The organism is Pseudomonas sp. SM4, from assembly GCF_051913165.1.
In the GTDB taxonomy this organism is placed as follows: domain Bacteria; phylum Pseudomonadota; class Gammaproteobacteria; order Pseudomonadales; family Pseudomonadaceae; genus Aquipseudomonas.
Genome location: NZ_JBODOE010000003.1, coordinates 560017 through 580044 on the forward strand (window position 1 = coordinate 560017; position 20028 = coordinate 580044).

At 58.0% G+C, this 20028-nt stretch carries 18 protein-coding genes, 5 tRNA genes and 1 riboswitch; of the genes, 18 read left to right on the forward strand and 5 right to left on the reverse strand.

What is annotated here, in order from left to right; genetic code table 11:
• The first annotated feature begins 58 nt into the window (after positions 1–58).
• The 7 genes from ACQ4MY_RS08245 (at position 59) to astE (ending at position 7963) form a co-directional block, all read left to right on the forward strand.
• On the forward strand, positions 59–1279 hold the full coding sequence (locus tag ACQ4MY_RS08245) for an aspartate aminotransferase family protein (RefSeq protein WP_397482089.1): 1221 nt from the start codon (positions 59–61) through the stop codon (positions 1277–1279).
• Between the two features lie 240 nt (positions 1280–1519).
• Positions 1520–2539 (forward strand): arginine/ornithine succinyltransferase subunit alpha, encoded by a 1020-nt coding sequence (aruF, locus tag ACQ4MY_RS08250; RefSeq protein WP_008077922.1) that lies wholly within the window; start codon positions 1520–1522, stop codon positions 2537–2539.
• A 51-nt stretch (positions 2540–2590) separates the two neighbouring features.
• Positions 2591–3616 carry an arginine N-succinyltransferase gene (gene astA / locus ACQ4MY_RS08255; protein WP_008077921.1) on the forward strand — a complete coding sequence of 342 codons (1026 nt, stop codon included), beginning with the start codon at positions 2591–2593 and terminating at the stop codon, positions 3614–3616.
• On the forward strand, positions 3613–5082 hold the full coding sequence (gene astD, locus ACQ4MY_RS08260) for a succinylglutamate-semialdehyde dehydrogenase (protein WP_440094772.1): 1470 nt from the start codon (positions 3613–3615) through the stop codon (positions 5080–5082). The genes astA and astD overlap by 4 nt, the downstream gene beginning before the upstream one ends.
• 163 nt (positions 5083–5245) lie before the next feature.
• Positions 5246–6592 (forward strand): N-succinylarginine dihydrolase, encoded by a 1347-nt coding sequence (astB, locus tag ACQ4MY_RS08265; protein ID WP_158957668.1) that lies wholly within the window; start codon positions 5246–5248, stop codon positions 6590–6592.
• 57 nt (positions 6593–6649) lie between these two features.
• Positions 6650–6940 carry a hypothetical protein gene (locus ACQ4MY_RS08270; protein WP_007919345.1) on the forward strand — a complete coding sequence of 97 codons (291 nt, stop codon included), beginning with the start codon at positions 6650–6652 and terminating at the stop codon, positions 6938–6940.
• A gap of 12 nt (positions 6941–6952) precedes the next feature.
• On the forward strand, positions 6953–7963 hold the full coding sequence (astE, locus tag ACQ4MY_RS08275; RefSeq protein ID WP_440094741.1) for a succinylglutamate desuccinylase: 1011 nt from the start codon (positions 6953–6955) through the stop codon (positions 7961–7963).
• Positions 7964–8144: 181 nt separating this feature from the next.
• On the opposite strand, the gene ACQ4MY_RS08280 is transcribed toward astE, so the two are convergent.
• A complete protein-coding gene (locus ACQ4MY_RS08280; protein WP_007919335.1) occupies positions 8145–8654 on the reverse strand; it encodes a 6,7-dimethyl-8-ribityllumazine synthase in 510 nt (169 codons plus the stop codon).
• Positions 8655–8755: 101 nt separating this feature from the next.
• A riboswitch (FMN riboswitch) is annotated at positions 8756–8928 on the reverse strand.
• Between the two features lie 198 nt (positions 8929–9126).
• Here ACQ4MY_RS08280 and ltaE point away from each other — a divergent pair.
• The 8 genes from ltaE to ACQ4MY_RS08320 all read left to right on the forward strand — a co-directional run bounded on the left by ltaE (position 9127) and on the right by ACQ4MY_RS08320 (position 15239).
• Positions 9127–10131 carry a low-specificity L-threonine aldolase gene (gene ltaE / locus ACQ4MY_RS08285; protein WP_440094743.1) on the forward strand — a complete coding sequence of 335 codons (1005 nt, stop codon included), beginning with the start codon at positions 9127–9129 and terminating at the stop codon, positions 10129–10131.
• 146 nt (positions 10132–10277) lie between these two features.
• Positions 10278–12896, forward strand: coding sequence for an alanine--tRNA ligase (gene alaS / locus ACQ4MY_RS08290; RefSeq protein WP_440094745.1), 2619 nt, complete (start codon positions 10278–10280; stop codon positions 12894–12896).
• A gap of 90 nt (positions 12897–12986) precedes the next feature.
• Entirely contained in the window at positions 12987–14228 is a 1242-nt protein-coding gene (locus ACQ4MY_RS08295; protein ID WP_008086083.1) for an aspartate kinase, read from the forward strand.
• Positions 14229–14415: 187 nt separating this feature from the next.
• Entirely contained in the window at positions 14416–14604 is a 189-nt protein-coding gene (gene csrA / locus ACQ4MY_RS08300) for a carbon storage regulator CsrA (protein ID WP_002554426.1), read from the forward strand.
• Between the two features lie 62 nt (positions 14605–14666).
• Positions 14667–14757 (forward strand) — tRNA-Ser (locus ACQ4MY_RS08305).
• A gap of 107 nt (positions 14758–14864) precedes the next feature.
• Positions 14865–14941 (forward strand) — tRNA-Arg (locus tag ACQ4MY_RS08310).
• 72 nt (positions 14942–15013) lie between these two features.
• Positions 15014–15090: transfer RNA gene (locus tag ACQ4MY_RS08315), tRNA-Arg, on the forward strand.
• Positions 15091–15162: 72 nt separating this feature from the next.
• A tRNA-Arg gene (locus ACQ4MY_RS08320) sits at positions 15163–15239 on the forward strand.
• 19 nt (positions 15240–15258) lie between these two features.
• Here the strand turns inward: ACQ4MY_RS08320 and ACQ4MY_RS08325 are convergent.
• Positions 15259–15765 (reverse strand): cell envelope protein SmpA, encoded by a 507-nt coding sequence (locus tag ACQ4MY_RS08325; RefSeq protein ID WP_440094748.1) that lies wholly within the window; start codon positions 15763–15765, stop codon positions 15259–15261.
• 321 nt (positions 15766–16086) lie between these two features.
• On the opposite strand from ACQ4MY_RS08325, the gene mgtE reads away from it, so the two are divergent.
• The gene (gene mgtE / locus ACQ4MY_RS08330; protein ID WP_008086078.1) at positions 16087–17529 is read left to right on the forward strand and encodes a magnesium transporter; all 1443 of its coding nucleotides are present in this window, start codon (positions 16087–16089) and stop codon (positions 17527–17529) included.
• Between the two features lie 114 nt (positions 17530–17643).
• Here the strand turns inward: mgtE and ACQ4MY_RS08335 are convergent, their stop codons facing one another.
• On the reverse strand, positions 17644–17970 hold the full coding sequence (locus ACQ4MY_RS08335; protein WP_003178899.1) for an Arc family DNA-binding protein: 327 nt from the start codon (positions 17968–17970) through the stop codon (positions 17644–17646).
• 388 nt (positions 17971–18358) lie between these two features.
• Here ACQ4MY_RS08335 and phnN point away from each other — a divergent pair, with 388 nt between their 5' ends.
• On the forward strand, positions 18359–18928 hold the full coding sequence (phnN, locus tag ACQ4MY_RS08340) for a phosphonate metabolism protein/1,5-bisphosphokinase (PRPP-forming) PhnN (protein ID WP_440094750.1): 570 nt from the start codon (positions 18359–18361) through the stop codon (positions 18926–18928).
• Here phnN and ACQ4MY_RS08345 read toward each other — a convergent pair.
• Both ACQ4MY_RS08345 and ACQ4MY_RS08350 read right to left on the reverse strand, forming a co-directional pair.
• Positions 18903–19082 carry a PA3371 family protein gene (locus ACQ4MY_RS08345; protein ID WP_008086073.1) on the reverse strand — a complete coding sequence of 60 codons (180 nt, stop codon included), beginning with the start codon at positions 19080–19082 and terminating at the stop codon, positions 18903–18905. The two genes, phnN and ACQ4MY_RS08345, sit on opposite strands and share 26 nt — an antisense overlap.
• A 20-nt stretch (positions 19083–19102) precedes the next feature.
• Positions 19103–19339: a hypothetical protein gene (locus ACQ4MY_RS08350; protein WP_008086071.1), complete on the reverse strand. Its 237-nt coding sequence runs from the start codon at positions 19337–19339 to the stop codon at positions 19103–19105.
• 294 nt (positions 19340–19633) lie between these two features.
• Here ACQ4MY_RS08350 and ACQ4MY_RS08355 point away from each other — a divergent pair.
• A tRNA-Arg gene (locus tag ACQ4MY_RS08355) sits at positions 19634–19710 on the forward strand.
• The last annotated feature ends 318 nt before the right edge of the window (positions 19711–20028 follow it).

The window sequence follows — 20028 nt, forward strand, 5'->3', positions numbered from 1 at the left end:
TTACAATCCTCACCAAGCTCGCCAGTTTCAGGCGAGTGCTTCTCATCAGGAGACTCCGATGTCCGTTGAGCACGCTGCGGTACAACGCGCCGATTTCGACCAGGTAATGGTTCCCAACTACGCGCCTGCCGCTTTCATTCCGGTGCGTGGCGCCGGTTCCCGTGTCTGGGATCAGGCCGGCCGCGAGCTGATCGACTTCGCCGGCGGGATTGCCGTTAACGTATTGGGCCACGCGCACCCGGCGCTGGTCGGTGCATTGACCGAGCAAGCGAACAAGTTGTGGCACGTGTCCAACGTGTTCACCAACGAGCCAGCCCTGCGCCTGGCGCACAAGCTGATCGACGCCACGTTCGCCGAGCGCGTGTTCTTCTGCAACTCCGGCGCTGAAGCCAACGAGGCCGCTTTCAAGCTGGCCCGTCGTGTTGCATTCGACCGTTTCGGCACTGAGAAGTACGAAATCATTGCCGCGCTGAACAGCTTCCACGGCCGTACGTTGTTCACCGTTAACGTCGGTGGCCAGTCGAAGTACTCCGACGGTTTCGGCCCGAAAATCACCGGCATCACCCACGTTCCTTATAACGATCTGGCCGCGCTGAAAGCGGCGGTTTCCGACAAGACCTGTGCGGTCGTGCTGGAACCGATCCAGGGCGAGGGCGGCGTGCTGCCAGCCGAATTGGCGTACCTGCAAGGTGCCCGCGAACTGTGCGACGCGAACAACGCGCTGCTGGTGTTCGACGAAGTGCAAACCGGCATGGGCCGCAGCGGCAAGCTGTTCGCCTACCAGCATTACGGCGTGACTCCGGACATCCTCACCAGCGCCAAGAGCCTGGGCGGCGGTTTCCCGATCGCGGCGATGCTGACCACCGAAGCGCTGGCCAAACACCTGGTTGTCGGCACCCACGGCACCACTTACGGCGGCAACCCGCTGGCATGCGCGGTCGCGGAAGCGGTGATCGATGTGATCAACACGCCTGAAGTGTTGAGCGGCGTAAACGCCAAGCATGACAAGTTCAAGGCGCGCCTTGAGCAGATCGGCGAGAAATATGGCCTGTTCACTCAGGTGCGTGGCCTCGGTCTGCTGATCGGTTGTGTGCTGAGCGATGCCTGGAAAGGCAAGGCCAAAGACATCTTCAACGCCGCTGAAAAAGAAGGCCTGATGATTCTGCAAGCCGGCCCGGACGTGATCCGTTTCGCCCCGAGCCTGGTGGTGGAAGACGCCGATATCGATGCCGGTCTGGATCGTTTCGAGCGCGCTGCTGCAGCACTGACGCAAGCTTGATAGACCCTTCGGCGCCTGAGTACTTGGGCGCCGAACCCAATTTTTGATATCGGGCAGATTCAACTGTCGGAGTCAGCCTTTGTGGTGAGGGGATTTATCCCCGACGGGGCGCGAAGCACCCCCAAAATCTGGGGCCGCTGCGCAGCCCATCGGGGATAAATCCCCTCGCCACAAAGAGCCGATCCCACAATGTTCGGTATTTTTTCTTCTGTGAATTGATAAGAGAAAAGGAGTGACACCATGCTGGTGATGCGCCCCGCGCAAATGGCTGATCTGGGCGAGGTACAGCGTCTGGCTGCGGACAGCCCGATTGGTGTCACTTCCTTGCCGGATGATGTGGAACGTCTGAGCGACAAAATCGCCGCGAGCGAAGCGTCGTTCTCCGCCGAAGTGAGCTTCAACGGTGAAGAGAGTTACTTCTTCGTCCTCGAGGAATCCACCACCGGCAAACTGGTCGGTTGCTCGGCAATTGTCGCGTCCGCCGGTTACTCAGAGCCGTTCTACAGCTTCCGTAACGAGACCTTCGTGCACGCCTCGCGCGAGCTGAAGATCCACAACAAAATTCACGTACTCTCGCAGTGCCACGACCTGACCGGCAACAGCTTGCTGACCAGTTTCTACGTGCAGCGCGAGCTGGTCGGTTCGCCATGGTCCGAGCTTAACTCCCGTGGTCGTCTGCTGTTCGTCGCCAGCCATCCCGAGCGTTTCGCTGACTCGGTGGTGACCGAGATCGTTGGTTACAGCGATGAGAATGGCGACTCGCCATTCTGGGATGCGATCGGTCGCAATTTCTTCGACCTCAATTACGCCGCTGCCGAGCGTCTGTGCGGGCTGAAAAGCCGTACGTTCCTCGCCGAGCTGATGCCGCATTACCCGATCTACGTGCCGCTGCTGCCGGACTCCGCCCAAGAGGCGATGGGTCAGGTGCACCCGCGTGCGCAGATCACCTTCGACATCCTGATGCGCGAAGGCTTCGAGACCGATCACTACATCGATATTTTCGACGGTGGCCCGACCCTGCATGCGCGTGTTTCGGGGATCCGTTCGATCGCCCAGAGCCGCGTGGTGCCAGTGAAGATCGGCGAGCCGGTGAAAGGTGCCGGGCGCCAGTATCTGGTGGCCAACGCGCAGTTGCAGGATTACCGCGCGGTGCTGCTGGAACTGGATTACGCGCCGGGCAAACCGGTGACTCTGGATCTGGAAGCGGCCGAAGCCTTGGGCGTCGGTGAAGGTGCCAGCGTGCGCCTGGTGGCGGTTTAACGCCTTAGCGAGTTTCACGGGTGGCGAACGCGGCCCGTTTGAGGAGATAGCATGATTGTTCGTCCCGTACGCAGCAGCGATTTAGCCGCTCTGATCGACCTGGCCCGCAGCACCGGCACCGGCCTGACTACTTTGCCGGCCAACGAAGAACGTCTGGCCCATCGGGTCGGCTGGGCCGAGAAGACCTTTCGCGGCGAAGCCGGCCGTGGCGATGCGGACTACCTGTTCGTGCTCGAAGACGATGACGGCCGCGTGGTGGGGATTTCCGCCATTGCCGGCGCTGTCGGCATGCGTGAGCCTTGGTACAACTTCCGTGTCGGCCTCACCGTCAGCGCTTCGCAAGAACTGAACATCTACCGCGAGATCCCGACGCTGTTTCTGGCCAACGACCTGACCGGTAATTCCGAGCTGTGCTCGCTGTTCCTGCACGCCGATTACCGCAGCGGTCTGAACGGCCGCATGCTGTCGAAGGCGCGGATGCTGTTCATCGCTGAATTCCCTGAATTGTTCGGCAACAAGATCATCGCCGAAATGCGCGGTGTCTCCGATGACGCCGGCCGTTCGCCGTTCTGGGAAAGCCTCGGTCGTCACTTCTTCAAGATGGAATTCAGCCAGGCCGATTACCTCACCGGCGTAGGCAACAAGGCGTTCATCGCTGAGCTGATGCCGAAATTTCCGCTGTACACCTGCTTCCTGTCCGAAGGCGCGCGTAGCGTCATCGGTCAGGTCCATCCGGACACCGAGCCGGCCTTGGCGATGCTCAAGGGTGAAGGTTTCAGCTATCAGGGTTACGTCGACATCTTCGACGCAGGTCCGGCCATCGAATGCGAAACCGGCAAGATCCGCGCGGTGCGTGACAGTGAAGCGCTGGTATTGGCCGTGGGTACGCCGGGCGACGACGCCACGCCGTTCATCATCCATAACCGCAAGCGCGAAGACTGCCGCATCACGGCTGCGCCGGCGCGTCTCGCTGCCGGTACTTTGGTGGTTGATCCGCAGACTGCCAAACGTCTTCAACTCAACGCTGGCGATCAAGTGCGCGCCGTGGCGTTGTCCGCTGCACGGGAGTCGAAATAATGAATTCGCTATACATCGCAGGTGAGTGGCTGGCCGGTCAGGGCGAAGCGTTTCAATCGCTGAACCCGGTGACCCAGCAAGTGCTGTGGTCGGGGGAGGGCGCCACCGCTGCTCAGGTTGAATCGGCTGTGCAGGCTGCGCGTCAGGCGTTTCCGGATTGGGCGCGTCGCTCGCTGGACGAACGCATCGCTGTGCTTGAGGCATTCGCCGCCGCGCTGAAAAATCACGCTGACGAACTGGCTCGCACCATCGGTGAAGAGACCGGTAAACCGCTGTGGGAATCGGCGACCGAAGTGACCAGCATGGTCAACAAGATCGCGATTTCGGTGCAGAGCTACCGCGAGCGGACCGGCGAGAAGAGCGGCCCGTTGGGTGACGCCACCGCCGTGCTGCGCCACAAGCCGCATGGCGTGGTCGCGGTGTTTGGTCCTTACAATTTCCCTGGCCATTTGCCGAACGGCCACATTGTTCCGGCATTGCTGGCGGGTAACAGCGTGCTGTTCAAGCCAAGCGAACTGACACCGAAAGTCGCCGAGTTGACGGTCAAGTGCTGGATCGAAGCCGGTCTGCCAGCGGGTGTTCTGAACCTGCTGCAAGGCGCCCGGGAAACAGGTATCGCGCTGGCCGCGAACCCGGGCATCGACGGTCTGTTCTTCACCGGTTCGAGCCGTACGGGTAATCATCTGCACCAGCAATTTGCCGGTCGTCCGGACAAGATTCTGGCGCTGGAGATGGGTGGTAACAATCCGCTGGTGGTCGATCAGGTCGCGGATCTGGATGCAGCGGTTTACACGATTATTCAGTCGGCATTCATATCTGCCGGTCAGCGTTGCACCTGTGCCCGTCGCCTGCTGGTGCCGCAAGACGCGTGGGGCGACAGCCTGTTGAAGCGGCTGGTTGAAGTCAGCGCGACCATTGAGGTTGGCGCATTCGATCAACAGCCGGCGCCGTTCATGGGCTCGGTGATTTCCCTCGGCGCGGCGAAAGCGCTGATGGACGCTCAAGAACATCTACTGGCCAACGGCGCAGTGTCGCTGCTGGAAATGACTCAGCCGCAGGCACAAGCTGCGTTGCTGACCCCGGGCATCGTTGATGTGACGGCGGTTGCCGAGCGTCCCGACGAAGAACTGTTCGGCCCGTTGCTGCAAGTGATCCGCTACGTTGATTTCGAAGCGGCGATCGCTGAGGCGAACGACACGGCTTATGGCCTGGCCGCTGGTCTGTTGTCGGATTCCGAAGCGCGTTATCAGCAGTTCTGGCTGGAAAGCCGTGCCGGCATCGTCAACTGGAACAAACAGCTGACCGGTGCTGCGAGCAGCGCGCCGTTTGGTGGTGTCGGTGCCTCGGGCAACCATCGGGCCAGCGCTTATTACGCGGCGGATTACTGCGCGTACCCGGTAGCGTCGCTGGAAACCCCGAGCCTGACTCTGCCAGCAGCCCTGACACCCGGCGTGAAGATGGTGTAACGGCCATCGCGAGCAGGCTCACTCCTACAGGATTTGGGTCGTACACAACATATGTGTTCACCACTAAACCTGTAGGAGTGAGCCTGCTCGCGATAGCCGCGACGCGGTCTGACTGAATTGTTACCTGAAGCCTATAACAACAGATTCTCGTGGAGCCTCGCTGATGAAATCCTATGAAGTCAATTTTGACGGTCTAGTGGGGCCGACCCATAACTACGGTGGTCTGTCCTACGGCAACGTTGCGTCCCAGAGCAACAGCCAGCAATCCTCGAATCCGAAGGAAGCGGCGCTGCAAGGTCTGGCGAAGATGAAAGCGCTGATGGAAATGGGCTTTCAGCAAGGCGTGCTGGCGCCGCAGGAACGTCCGGACGTGGCCGCTCTGCGCCGTCTGGGTTTCAGCGGCACCGACGCTCAGGTCATCGAGCGCGCCGCTAAAGAAGCCATGCCGCTGCTGGTCGCCAGTTGCTCGGCGTCGAGCATGTGGGTGGCCAACGCCGCCACGGTCAGCCCGAGTGCCGACACCGCTGATGGCCGCGTGCATTTCACCGCTGCCAACCTCAACTGCAAATACCACCGCAGCATCGAGCACCCGACTACCAGTCGCGTACTCGGCGCGATGTTCGCCAATCAGCAACACTTCGCTCATCACGCCGCGTTGCCGGCAGTGGCGCAGTTCGGTGACGAAGGCGCGGCCAACCACACACGTTTCTGCCGTGAGTATGGCGAGGCGGGCGTTGAGTTCTTTGTGTTCGGTCGCAGTGCGTTCGACAACCGTTTCCCGGCGCCGCAAAAGTACCCGGCACGCCAGACCCTCGAAGCCTCGCAAGCGGTTGCGCGTCTGCACGGTCTACGTGATGAAGGCGTGGTTTACGCCCAGCAGAACCCGAACGTGATCGATCAAGGCGTGTTCCACAACGACGTGATTGCCGTGGGCAATGGCGAGGTCTTGTTCTACCACGAGGACGCGTTCCTCGACACCGAGTCGATGCTGGCCGAGTTGCAAGGCAAACTGGCCAAAGTCGGCGGCAACTTCCAGTCCGTGTGTGTGCCGCGTTCGGCAGTCACCGTGGATGACGCAGTGCGTTCGTACCTGTTCAACAGCCAATTGCTCTCGCGTCCTGACGGTTCGATGCTGCTGATCGTGCCGCAAGAGTGCCAGGCCAACGAACGCGTCTGGGCTTACCTGCAAAGCCTGACCAGCTCCGGTGGCCTGATCCGCGAAGTGAAAGTCTTCGACCTCAAGCAAAGCATGCAGAACGGCGGCGGCCCGGCGTGCCTGCGACTGCGCGTCGCGCTTAACGAAACCGAACTGGCGGCGGTCAACCCAGGGGTTATCATGACGCCACCGTTGTACGGTTCGTTGACCGCATGGGTTGAAAAGCACTACCGCGACCGCCTGAGCGAAACCGATCTGGCGGACCCGCAATTGTTGCTTGAATGCCGGACGGCACTGGATGAACTGACGCAAATCCTTAAACTGGGCGCGGTTTATCCATTCCAGATCAATTGATGGCCGGCGCGTCGCCCGAACGCGGCGCGCGGCTTGTCTTACCAAGAGAGTAAAAACATGAGCGATTCCCTGCAGCTGATCCTTGAAGACACCGACGGCACGCAACTGGAAACTTCCTGCACCCGCGTTGCGGTCATGTGGCAAGGCAAAGAGCTGTGGATCCAGCAGGACGGCCGTGGCCAACTGCTGATCGGCGTCGACGTTGAAGAAGGTGACGCCGAGTACGCCAACCTGCTGCTGCGCCCATTGGCGACTAATCTGGTAAGTCTGCAATTGGAAATGGAACCGGCCGACGTTGGCGACGACGAAGACCACGTGCACGGCCCGGATTGCAACCACGACCACTAAGGAAACCGCTCTATGCTCGCCCTCGGCAAACTGCTTGAACTGACCCTCGCCGGCCGCGAACCGGCGGAGAAGACTCAACTGACTGTCGAAGGCGTGCGCATGCGCTGGTTGAGCGAAGGTGCGCTGGAAGTCCGGCCACCGCAAGCGCGCGACAATGGCCTGGACCTGCTGCTGTCGGCAGGCATCCACGGCAACGAAACAGCGCCGATCGAATTGCTTGATCGGCTGCTGCACGACATCGCTCGCGGCGATTTGAAGCCGCGTGCTCGCATTCTGTTCCTGTTCGGTAACCCGGAAGCGATTCGCAAAGGCGAGCGTTTCATCGAGCAGGACGTCAATCGGCTGTTCAACGGCCGTCATGAACAAAGCAGCGGCTCGGAAGCGCTGCGTGCTTGTGAGCTGGAACGGTTGGCGGCGAGTTTTTTCAGCCTGCCGGATCGCCAGCGCCTGCACTACGACCTGCACACGGCGATTCGCGGTTCGAAGATCGAACAGTTTGCGCTGTATCCGTGGAAGGAAGGTCGCCAGCATTCGCGCCAGGAATTGGCGCGTCTACGGGCTGCCGGGATGGAAGCGGTGCTGCTGCAGAACAAACCCTCGATCGTGTTCAGCGCTTACACCTACGACAAGCTCGGTGCCGAGGCTTTCACCCTGGAACTGGGCAAGGCGCGGCCGTTCGGGCAGAACGACGGGGTTAACGTCTCGTTGCTGGAAACCCGCCTGCAGCAGATCATTGAAGGCACTGAGCCAGAGATGGCTGAAGCGCATCTGGACGGTTTGCAGCTGTTCAGTGTGGCGCGGGAAATCATCAAGCACAGCGATGCCTTTCGCTTGAACCTGCCACAGGACGTCGAAAACTTTTCCGAGTTGGAGATGGGCTATGTGTTGGCCGAGGATCTGGCCAATACCCGCTGGATCATCGAGGAACAGGGCGCACGAATCATCTTCCCTAATCCCAAGGTCAAGAACGGCTTGCGCGCGGGCATCCTGATCGTCCCGGCCACCGACGAAAACCTCGCCTGACCTAACTGCAGGGATGGTCCACAAACTCTGGTACGCGGGCCAAACCCCGTAGGAGCTGCCGAAGGCTGCGATCTGTTGATCTTGTTGTTAAAAGATCAAAAGATCGCAGCCTCGTTTCACTCGACAGCTCCTACAGGTGATGATCGTTCCCGAGCGATGCATGGGAACGATCGTTAGAGGCTTAGACCGCTACAGCATGCGGCTCAGTACGGCGCAGTGCACGAACCTTGCGCAGCGTATCCGCGCAAGTGCGCGCCGCTTCCTGACCCTTGTGCACGAAGTGCTCAAAGAAAAACTTCTGATGCTCGTCGCCCGCATGGAAATGATGCGGCGTCAGCGAAACCGAGAACACCGGCACTTCGGTTTCCAGTTGCACTTGCATCAGGCCGCTGACCACCGACTGAGCGACGAACTCGTGACGGTAGATGCCGCCATCCACCACCAAGGCTGCGGCGACGATGCCGGCATAACGACCGGTTTTGGCCAGCAACTTGGCGTGCAGAGGCATTTCAAAAGCGCCGCCGACTTCGAAGATATCGATGTCCGATTCCTGATAACCCAGGGCGATCATTTCGGCGACGAAGCCTTTACGGCTCTGGTCGACGATTTCTTTGTGCCAGCAGGCCTGGATGAACGCAACGCGCTCGCCGTGTGGGTGTTTGCTTTTGCTGTCGATAGCGGTGGGTTGCATGTTCTGACTCCTGTTTGTGTGAAAAACAGGGCGTTATGAATCGAAAGGGATTCAAGGGTGCGCTCACGCACAACATCGCGCGGACGGCCCTTTGGCGTTAATCCCGTTCTCTCTTCATCCGGACTATGACCGTCGGCCCCGGGATCACACCGGGTCTGCTGACCTTGCCGCCGATCACCGCTTAATGCCGTGGTCGTCGCCAAGCGCTCGCGGGCTATGCGCATTGCGCGCAATTACCGCCGGTGGGGAATTGCACCCCGCCCTGAGAACGTTTTTGCCGCCCTTTCTCGGGCGGCGCAGCGTTTTTAACACAGATTTTGTGTCGGTGCATTGCGCCTTTTTGATGATTGCTATCGATTTTCCAGACGGCTTGAAACGAAAAATCCTTGCGCAAGGGTTGATTAATCTGCGCCATGACCGCAGTAATTCCACTTCGTAAAGGGATTTCCCCTGCTGAATTGAGGCCAGGTTCATGAGCGTTATCGATCTTCGCAGCGACACCGTCACCCAACCGACACCCGCCATGCTCGACGCGATGACCGCTGCGGACACCGGTGACGATGTGTACGGCGAAGACCCGACGGTCAATCGTCTGGAGGCCGAACTGGCCAAACGTCTGGGTTTTGCCGCAGCGCTGTTCGTGCCGACCGGCACCATGAGCAACCTGCTCGGGTTAATGGCGCACTGCGAGCGCGGCGACGAATACGTTGTAGGTCAGCAGGCGCACACCTACAAGTACGAGGGCGGTGGCGCGGCGGTGTTGGGTTCGATTCAGCCGCAGCCGCTTGAAGTGCAGGCCGACGGTTCGCTGGATCTGGATCAAGTCGCGGCAGCGATCAAACCGGACGACTTCCATTTCGCTCGTACCCGTTTGCTGGCGCTGGAAAACACCATGCAGGGCAAGGTATTGCCGCTGGAATATCTGGCGCGGACGCGTAAATTCACCCAAGACCATGGCCTGCAACTGCACCTCGACGGCGCGCGTCTTTACAACGCAGCGGTCAAACTCGGGGTGGATGCGCGGGATATCACCCAGCATTTCGATTCGGTATCGGTGTGCCTGTCCAAAGGCCTTGGCGCGCCGGTGGGTTCAGTGCTGTGCGGCTCCGAGCAACTGATCGGCAAGGCCCGCCGTTTGCGCAAAATGGTCGGTGGCGGCATGCGTCAGGCCGGTTTGCTGGCGGCGGCGGGGCTGTATGCGCTGGATCACAACGTCGAGCGTCTGGCGGATGACCACGCCAACGCGCAGTTTTTGGCCGACGGTCTGCGTGAAGCAGGTTTCATCGTCGAACCGGTGCAAACCAACATGGTTTATGTGCAAATGGGCGACAAGGCCGAAGCGATCAAGGCCTTTGCTGCCGAGCGCAGGATCAAGTTGAGTGCCGCCGCGCGTCTGCGTATGGTCACGCACATGGACGTCAGTCGCGCGCAAATCGAGCAAGTGATCGCGACATTCGTCGACTTTTCGCGCAAGTGACAGCGTTAGCCGTCCAATTGACCGTTTCTATCGTATAAACACGCTGTACCCCGCGCGCAGGGCCGATATAATGCGGCCCTTTGCCGTCGCTTCGTCTGTTGACGTTTCGAACAGGCCTTTGGCCGCAGCCTCCGTGGAAGAACCTAATGAAAAGCGCAGAAATCCGTGAAGCCTTCCTTCGCTTCTTCGAAGAGCAAGGCCACACCCGTGTAGCCTCCAGCTCTTTGATTCCGGGCAACGACCCAACCCTGCTGTTCACTAACGCGGGGATGAACCAGTTCAAGGACTGCTTCCTGGGCCAGGAAAAACGTGCGTACACCCGTGCGACCAGCAGCCAGAAATGCGTGCGTGCCGGTGGCAAGAACAGCGACCTGGAAAACGTCGGTTATACCGCTCGTCACCACACGTTCTTCGAAATGCTCGGTAACTTCAGTTTCGGTGACTATTTCAAGAAGGACGCGATTACTTACGCGTGGACCTTCCTGACCGGCGTTCTGCAACTGCCGAAGGAAAAACTCTGGGTCACCGTCTACGCCTCCGACGACGAAGCGTATGACATCTGGACCAAAGAAATCGGTGTGCCGGTCGAGCGCATGATCCGCATCGGCGACAACAAGGGCGCGCCATACGCTTCCGACAACTTCTGGACCATGGGCGATACCGGCCCGTGCGGCCCATGCACCGAGATTTTCTACGATCACGGCGACCACATCTGGGGCGGCCCGCCGGGCTCGCCGGAAGAAGACGGCGACCGTTACATCGAGATCTGGAACAACGTGTTCATGCAGTTCAACCGCACCGCCGATGGCGTCTTGCATCCGTTGCCAGCGCCGTCGGTCGACACCGGCATGGGCCTGGAGCGGATCAGTGCGGTGATGCAGCACGTCAATTCCAACTATGACATCGACCTGTTCAAAAACCTGTTGAAGGCTTCGGCCGAAGCGATCGGCTGCAAAAACGGCGATCAGTCTTCGCTGAAAGTCGTGTCCGACCACATCCGTTCGTGCGGCTTCCTGATTGCCGACGGCGTGCTGCCGTCCAACGAAGGTCGCGGTTATGTGCTGCGCCGGATCATCCGTCGCGCCTGCCGTCACGGTAACAAGCTGGGCGCTACTGGCAGCTTCTTCTACAAAATCGTTGCCGCACTGGTTGCCGAGATGGGCGAAGCCTTCCCGGAACTGAAAAAGCAGCAAAGCAACATCGAGCGCGTGCTCAAGGCTGAAGAAGAGCAGTTCTCCAAGACGCTGGAGCACGGCCTGAAAATTCTCGAGCAGGATCTGCTGGAACTCAAAGGCACCGTGGTGCCGGGCGACGTGGTGTTCAAACTCTACGACACCTACGGTTTCCCGATGGACCTGACCGCCGACATCGCCCGCGAGCGCAGCCTGACTGTCGATGAAGTCGGCTTCGAACGTGAGATGGAAGCCCAGCGTGTGCGTGCGCGTTCGGCCAGCTCGTTCGGTCTGGACTACAACACCTTGGTCAAGGTTGATGTGGCCACCGAGTTCACCGGTTACAAAGACACCAGCGGTTCGGCAAAAATCGTCGCTATCTATAAAGATGGCCAGTCGGTCGACGTCTTGAATGAAGGCGAAGAGGCGGTGATCGTGCTGAACCAGACGCCGTTCTACGCTGAATCCGGCGGCCAGATCGGCGACTGTGGTTATCTGCAGGCCGGCAGCGCACGTTTCGACGTACGTGACACCACCAAGACCGGCGGCGCGTTCCTGCACCACGGTGTGCTGGATTCGGGCAGCCTGACCATCGGCGCGCCAGTGGAAACCCACGTCGACGCCGAAGTGCGTCACGCCACTTCGTTGAACCACTCGGCCACGCACTTGCTGCACGCGGCACTGCGCCAGGTTCTGGGCGAGCACGTTCAGCAGAAAGGTTCGTTGGTGGATAGCCAGCGCCTGCGTTTCGACTTCAGCCACTTTGAAGCGATCAAGCCTGAGCAGATCAAAGCGCTGGAAGACATCGTCAACGCCGAGATTCGCAAGAACTCCGCGGTTGAAACCGAAGAAACCGACATCGAAACCGCGAAGAACAAAGGCGCGATGGCGCTGTTCGGCGAGAAGTACGGCGACAACGTGCGCGTGCTGAGCATGGGCGGCGATTTCTCCGTCGAGCTGTGCGGCGGTATCCACGCCAACCGTACCGGCGACATCGGCCTGCTGAAAATCATCAGCGAAGGCGGTGTGGCTTCGGGCGTGCGTCGTATCGAAGCAGTGACCGGTGCTGCAGCACTGGCGTACTTGAATGCGGCAGAAGAACAACTCAAGGAAGCGGCCAGCCTGGTCAAGGGCAGCCGCGACAACCTGATCGACAAGCTGTCGGCTGTGCTGGAGCGCAATCGCCAACTGGAGAAGCAACTCGAGCAGTTGCAAGCCAAGGCGGCGAGCGCGGCGGGCGACGATCTGTCGTCCTCGGCACTGGACGTCAAGGGCGTGAAGGTTTTGGCCGCACGTCTGGATGGTCAGGACGCCAAGGCGCTGCTGGCGCTGGTTGATCAGTTGAAGAACAAACTCGGCCGCGCAGTGATCCTGCTCGGCAGTGTCCATGAGGAAAAGGTCGTTCTGGTTGCAGGCGTAACCAAAGACCTGACTGGCCAACTCAAAGCCGGTGATTTGATGAAACAGGCTGCTGCGGCAGTGGGCGGGAAGGGCGGTGGTCGTCCGGACATGGCGCAGGGCGGCGGTGTTGATGCCGGCGCACTGGATGGCGCACTGGCGCTGACCGTTCCATTCGTCGAGCAGGGTTTATAAGACGGTCCATCGCGCTCGCAGTCTAGTGGCGGGCGCGGTGGCTGTTCGAGTGATTATTGGGCGCCCTTCATGGGCAGAGGCGGCTTTGAAATGGCTTTGATCGTACAGAAATTTGGAGGCACCTCGGTCGGTACTGTCGAGAGAATCGAGCAGGTCGCCGACAAGGTTAAGAAATTCCGCGATGCCGGCGATGACCTGGTGGTTGTGCTGTCTGCAATGAGCGGCGAAACCAACCGTCTGATCGATCTGGCCAAGCAAATCAGTGGCGATGGCCAACCGGTTCCGCGTGAGCTGGACGTGATCGTGTCCACCGGTGAGCAGGTGACGATTGCCCTGTTGGCCATGGCGCTGATCAAGCGCGGTGTGCCGGCGGTGTCGTACACCGGTAATCAGGTGCGGATCCTGACCGACAGTGCGCACAATAAAGCGCGTATCTTGCAGATTGATGACCAGAAGATTCGTGGTGATCTGAAAGCAGGTCGCGTGGTGGTTGTCGCCGGTTTCCAGGGCGTCGACGAGCACGGCAACATTACCACCCTCGGTCGTGGCGGTTCCGACACTACCGGTGTGGCATTGGCAGCTGCGTTGAAGGCTGACGAGTGCCAGATCTACACCGACGTCGATGGTGTTTACACCACCGATCCGCGCGTTGTGCCGGTCGCTCAGCGTCTGGACAAGATTACCTTCGAAGAGATGCTGGAAATGGCCAGCCTCGGTTCCAAGGTGTTGCAGATCCGTGCGGTGGAATTCGCCGGCAAGTACAACGTTCCGCTGCGCGTACTGCACAGCTTCAAGGAGGGTCCGGGCACCCTCATTACTATTGATGAAGAGGAAACCATGGAACAGCCGATCATTTCCGGCATCGCTTTCAACCGCGATGAAGCCAAGCTGACCATCCGTGGCGTGCCAGACACCCCGGGCGTGGCGTTCAAGATTCTCGGCCCGATCAGTGCCGCGAACATCGAAGTCGACATGATCGTGCAGAACGTCGCGCACGATAACACCACCGACTTCACCTTCACCGTACACCGCAACGACTATCAGGCCGCACAGACCGTGCTGGAAAATACCGCTCGCGAGATCGGTGCCCGTGAAGTGGTTGGCGACACCAAGATTGCCAAGGTCTCGATCGTCGGCGTCGGCATGCGTTCCCACGCCGGTGTGGCCAGCCGCATGTTCGAATCCCTGGCAAAAGAAAGCATCAACATCCAGATGATCTCGACTTCGGAAATCAAGGTTTCCGTAGTGATTGAAGAGAAGTACCTGGAACTGGCCGTGCGCGCCCTGCACACGGCTTTCGAACTGGATGCGCCTGCCCGTCAAGGCGAGTAATTCCAATTCTTGAAGGGCGCGGTCTGACCGCGCCCTTTATTTTTTGAATGGCGCGAGCCCTGAACTGTTCTTTTGCTCGCGCTGGTCAATACTCAGGCATGTAGGGCTACGATCGCTCCGGTTGTAGGTCGGGTGCCTTTTTTTTGCAGACTGTTGTCCCTGAACTGAATTGCGTAAGGAGAAAGGTATGCTGATTCTGACCCGTCGGTGCGCAGAAAGCCTGATTATCGGTGACGGCGAAATCACCGTGACCGTGCTCGGCGTTAAAGGAAACCAGGTGCGTATCGGCGTCAACGCCCCGAAAGAGGTTGCCGTGCACCGTGAGGAAATTTACCTGCGTATAAAGAAAGAGAAGGACGAAGAACCAAGCCATTAATTTTTATCGATTTTTATGTTTGCAAACGGGGAAAAGGTTGGTTAAGATACGCCCCGTGTTGCGGAGAGCTGGCCGAGTGGCCGAAGGCGCTCCCCTGCTAAGGGAGTACACCTCAAAAGGGTGTCGGGGGTTCGAATCCCCCGTTCTCCGCCATTATTTGCTTAGTACGTCGTAATCTGGCTTTTTCTGTAAGTTGTTGAAATTAATAGAAAAAGTGGTTGGAATAGAGATTAGACGGGCTATAATGCGGCGCAACAAATGCACTCGTAGCTCAGCTGGATAGAGTACTCGGCTACGAACCGAGCGGTCACAGGTTCGAATCCTGTCGAGTGCACCATTTAAGAGTCAGTTACAGCAATGTAAATGACTCGGCTTCAACCAGGTGTGATCTGGTCTAACAAACACAAATGCACTCGTAGCTCAGCTGGATAGAGTACTCGGCTACGAACCGAGCGGTCACAGGTTCGAATCCTGTCGAGTGCACCATTTAAGAGTTAGTTGCAGCAATGTGAATAACTTGGTTTCACCCAGTTGTGGTCTGGGCTAAAAACACAAAATGCACTCGTAGCTCAGCTGGATAGAGTACTCGGCTACGAACCGAGCGGTCACAGGTTCGAATCCTGTCGAGTGCACCATATACCGAAAAGCCCGCGTTTAACGCGGGCTTTTTGCTGTCCGGGATTTGGCTTTTTCCCTTACGCATCCTCTCTGGTCAAAATCGACTTGAGCAGAACGGCCTCGCTTGAGGTCGTATCGATAACTTGTCATCGACGTCCTGATATTGACCTTGTCCGGTTTGCCTAAAGCGCTCTCGACATCTTGTGCGCTCATCCCGGCAATGACGCGCCGATTGATGATGGCTTCGCGGCGTTGCCTGGCATCGATCACGTTACCGCATATGTGCTCTGCACCGCCGATGATGCCGGGCTCTCGACCACCGATTGTTTTTTCGTGATTCGCTTCCGGCATGATCGCTACGACGGAGCCGGGCGAGTAGGGGTGAACCTCCTGCTTCGAGAGTCGTTCGCCTTGTGCGCAACTCATTGATGTAAATGTGAGGCTGCCGTCCGCCGCTTCGCAACGATGCAAGGTTGCCGCCTCACCGTTTTGTGGCAGGTAGAGCAGACAGGACAGCAGGAAAAGAATTGGCTTTGATGGCATTCGACGTCCTCCATGACGATCTACGCTGAAGGGTAGTCGCTGCATTTTTTTACGCAGGTGTGTTTTCTTTTCAGAATGAGTCGTCGCATTTGCAAGGATCAGGACAGCGCTCAGGTTTGTTTCGCAAGCGCTTGTTTCGACCGTGATTTTTTAACGTTTAAAACCGTCAGGCGGTGTATCATTGCGCCCGTCAGCCCCGCCGGGGCTTATGGAAAACCTCCATGGACTTACCCAGTAGTTACTCAGTAAACAGTTTCACCAATCATGAATTGACTGATTGATCCTTCCGGCGTGCCCCGCTGCTGGGAGTGGAGTTCGCCTATGTCTGAAATCGAAGTAAAGAAAACACAGGAAAGCCTGCAGGATCGCCTGGCTCAAGTCGTCGAGCTGCTGCAGCGTCAACGGGTCGTCGAAGACCTCACTCACCGCCAGGAAGGCGCGCATCACGACCGGGTTGAAAACCTGGTACACCGGCAGAACCTTGTCGAGTTGCAACGCAAGCTCGATGACCTGCACTCCGCCGACGTTGCCTACATCCTTGAAGCCTTGCCGCTGGACGACCGTCTGACGCTCTGGCAATTGGTCAAGGCTGATCGCGACGGCGATATTCTTCTCGAAGTATCCGATTCCGTTCGTGAAACGCTGATCGCCGACATGGACGATCACGAACTCTTGGCTGCGGCCAAGGACATGGACGCCGACGAACTTGCTGACCTGGCCTCCGAGCTGCCGCGAGACGTCGTCCATGAGCTGATGGAGAGTCTGGATAACCAGCAGCGCGAGCGTGTCCGCTCGGCCTTGTCCTATGACGAGGAGCAGGTCGGTGCGCTGATGGACTTCGAGATGGTGACGATCCGTGAGGATGTCAGTCTCGAAGTGGTGTTGCGTTACCTGCGTCGCCTTAAAGAGCTGCCGGGCCATACCGACAAACTGTTTGTGGTGGACTACGACGGCGTGCTCAAGGGCGTGCTGCCGATCAAGCGATTGTTGGTCAATGATCCTGAGAAGCAGGTGGCCGAAGTGATGGCCAGCGATCCGGTGAGTTTCCATCCGGATGAAGATGCCTACGACGCCGCCCAGGCATTCGAGCGTTATGACTTGATTTCGGCCCCGGTGGTCGACAAGAACGGCAAGCTGATCGGCCGTCTGACCATCGACGAAATGGTCGACCTGATTCGTGAAGAGAGCGAAAACGAAGTCCTCAACATGGCGGGTCTGCGTGAAGAGGAAGATATCTTCGCCTCCGTCTGGAAGTCGCTGCGCAACCGTTGGGCCTGGCTGGCGGTCAATCTGATCACCGCATTTGTCGCTTCGCGGGTGATTGGCCTGTTTGAAGGCTCGATCGAGAAGCTGGTAGCGCTCGCGGCATTGATGCCGATTGTTGCCGGTATTGGTGGTAACTCGGGTAACCAGACGATCACCATGATCGTTCGTGCCATGGCGCTTGACCAGGTCAGCACCGGCAATACATCACGCCTCATGCGCAAGGAGCTTGCCGTTGGCTTGATCAATGGTCTGGTTTGGGGTGGTGTGATCGGTGTAGTTGCCTATCTGCTCTACGGAAGTTGGTCGTTGGGTGTGGTCATGACAGCTGCGATGACACTTAATTTGCTGCTGGCTGCATTGATGGGGGTATTGATCCCGATGACCCTGGCGAAAATGGGTCGAGATCCGGCGATGGGGGCGAGCGTAATGATCACTGCCATGACCGACAGCGGTGGCTTCTTCATCTTCCTTGGGTTAGCAACAATCTTCCTGCTCTGATTTGCTGTGTCGAGACAGCCCGCCTGATTGGCGGGCTTTTTTGTGCCTGCGAATACTTAAAATCCACGCAAAAAAAAGCCAGCAATCAAGCTGGCTTGAGGTGTTCGGTGTGGCTCAGGACGCGTCTGCTGCCATTTCGGCGTCGTGGGCAATCAAAGATACCAAAGCGTTCTGCTGGCGGTGAGACAGCTGGCGGAAGCGTTGCAGCAGCTCGCGCTCGTGTAGCGACAGCTCAGGGCTGTCCAGGCGCATGCTCAGCTCTTCGCCCAGTGCACCTTCCTGAATAAGACTCTGTTCAAGGCGCGCAATGATCTCGGAGTTCATGCTGCGATGATGATTGCGAGCCACCTCGGCAATGCGTTCACGCATTCCGTCTGGCAGACGTACGACGAACTTGTCAGCCGTACGGCTGGAATAAATTGCCTGTTTCAATGGGCGCATATATTTAACCGGTTAGTTCAGGGGAGCGGTTCTCGGGATTGGCCGCAGGATGTGTGGTAGGACAAGCATCCGCGCCAAATGGTTCAACCTGAATTGTTAAGAGGCCGGCATCATGCCTCAAAATTGCCAGATCATTGGCGTCAATTCTGTGACAAATATTGAGCTGGGTAAAGGCGTAATGCCAGCACCAATCATCAGAAATGCGGACTGGTTTGAAAACTTCGCCCTGGTTCGCACTACTGGTCGCTTCACGTTGCACATCAGTTGATGTCCGAAGACCTCAGAGCGTGCATGCTAGCGGCTTTCTATCCTTGCTCCATGTCTCTACAGGATAGTGGCAAATTGCCGATTTACTAGTGGCAGGCGTGGGCCGGAGGGCGTTTTCAGGATGGATGGCAAGCTTATTTACCTGATGGGGCCTTCCGGTTCGGGCAAGGACAGTCTGCTGGAAGCTGCGCGCGAACCATTGCGGGTGATGAACTGCGAGATCATGCGGCGGGTCATCACACGATCAGCCGAGTCCGTGGGCGAAGATGCGATCGGTGTGACGCCAGAAGAGTTTGCGCGGCGTGAGCGTGCGGGGGATTTCTCTCTCGCGTGGCAGGCGAACGGTCTTTCCTATGGGATTCCTATCGAGATGAATCGTTGGCTGGCGGCCGGGCGACATGTGCTGGTAAACGGTTCTCGCGCCAACTTGCGCCAGGCGCTTGATCGTTATCCGGCGCTGGTTCCGGTTCTGTTGACGGTAAACGATCAGGTTTTGCGTGAGCGTCTGCTTCGACGAGGTCGAGAGACGCTTGAGCAGATAGAGGCGCGTCTTGCTCGCAATGCACTGTTCAAGGACAGGCGCTCAAGCGATGGGGCAGTACATATGATCGACAACTCGGGTGATCTGGTCGACGCGGTATATCAATTGCTGGATGTGATCCGGCTTAGCGAAGCACCGGGTCAAACTTGATTTTGCGCCCGGCAACAAGAGCTAGTACAAACAATACCGAAAAGACGCCGCAAGCAATCAGGGGCAGGGTGATTTCGGCGTCCTCGAACAGCGAAAAATGCATAACGCCACTCATTAAGGCAAGGATCAGAAATCCTGCTGCTGACTTTGACATGCTGTACTCCTGAAGATATTTCAAAAAACCAGACGTTCGACCGTTTGGGTTGGCAGGGCTTGTTCGGGGGCACTGACAGCCCTTGGCGTATAGCTGCTCTTATCGCTCAGAACCGCCAGTTGAGGCTGCTTCTGCACTTGCAGATAGTGAGGCATGCGTTGGGCTACGGATTCCGGCGCGCTGCTTTCGGGAATAAAGTGAGAGCCGACGAGAATCGCCAAAGCAGCAGCGTTTGCAAGCAAGAGGGTGGTGTTCATGAGTCGGCGCTCCGATTGTTCTTCTATAGAACAGGCATAGCAGCCGTCGTGCCAACAGTCTAACTGCTGTTAAGTCCTTTAAAAACAAGGATTTGAAAGTGGTATCCGGATTATTCAGGTTGCAATCTGCAATGAAGGCTTTTTGGCGGCGTGCAAAATGCCCGGTAAATCTTCCCGCAGCATTGCAGCGCGCATGCCTACACTTAATATGCCTACGGATGACATGACAAATCGGGGCTTGGCCGTTAACATGCACGCCGTCTGTCGTGCTGCGTCTGCTCGCGACAACCTTGTGTCTCAGTAGCTCAATTGGATAGAGCATCCCCCTCCTAAGGGGAAGGTTGGCAGTTCGAACCTGCCCTGGGACACCATCTTTTGTTTGAATTCCTTTCTATTAGTAGCACTCGCCGCCTGGTGAGGTTGCTTCATGCCGTTATTTCCTTTGTTTCGCTTTATGATCCTTCGGTCTGCTTGGGATCCATCCTGCCCGTAGTCTTTCGCCTGCTCACCAGGCGCGCCTTTTCGGTGTCTGCCGCACCTCTATATAGAAAGGAGGGTGTATATAGAAAGGAGGGTGTTTTCTAAGTTTTTGAAAGAAAAGCGAAATTAACGGTTGACGGCAGATTTCAGATGTCTATAATTCGCCCCACTTCCGGCGCAGTCGAAACGGAAAACTCCTTGAGATTCAA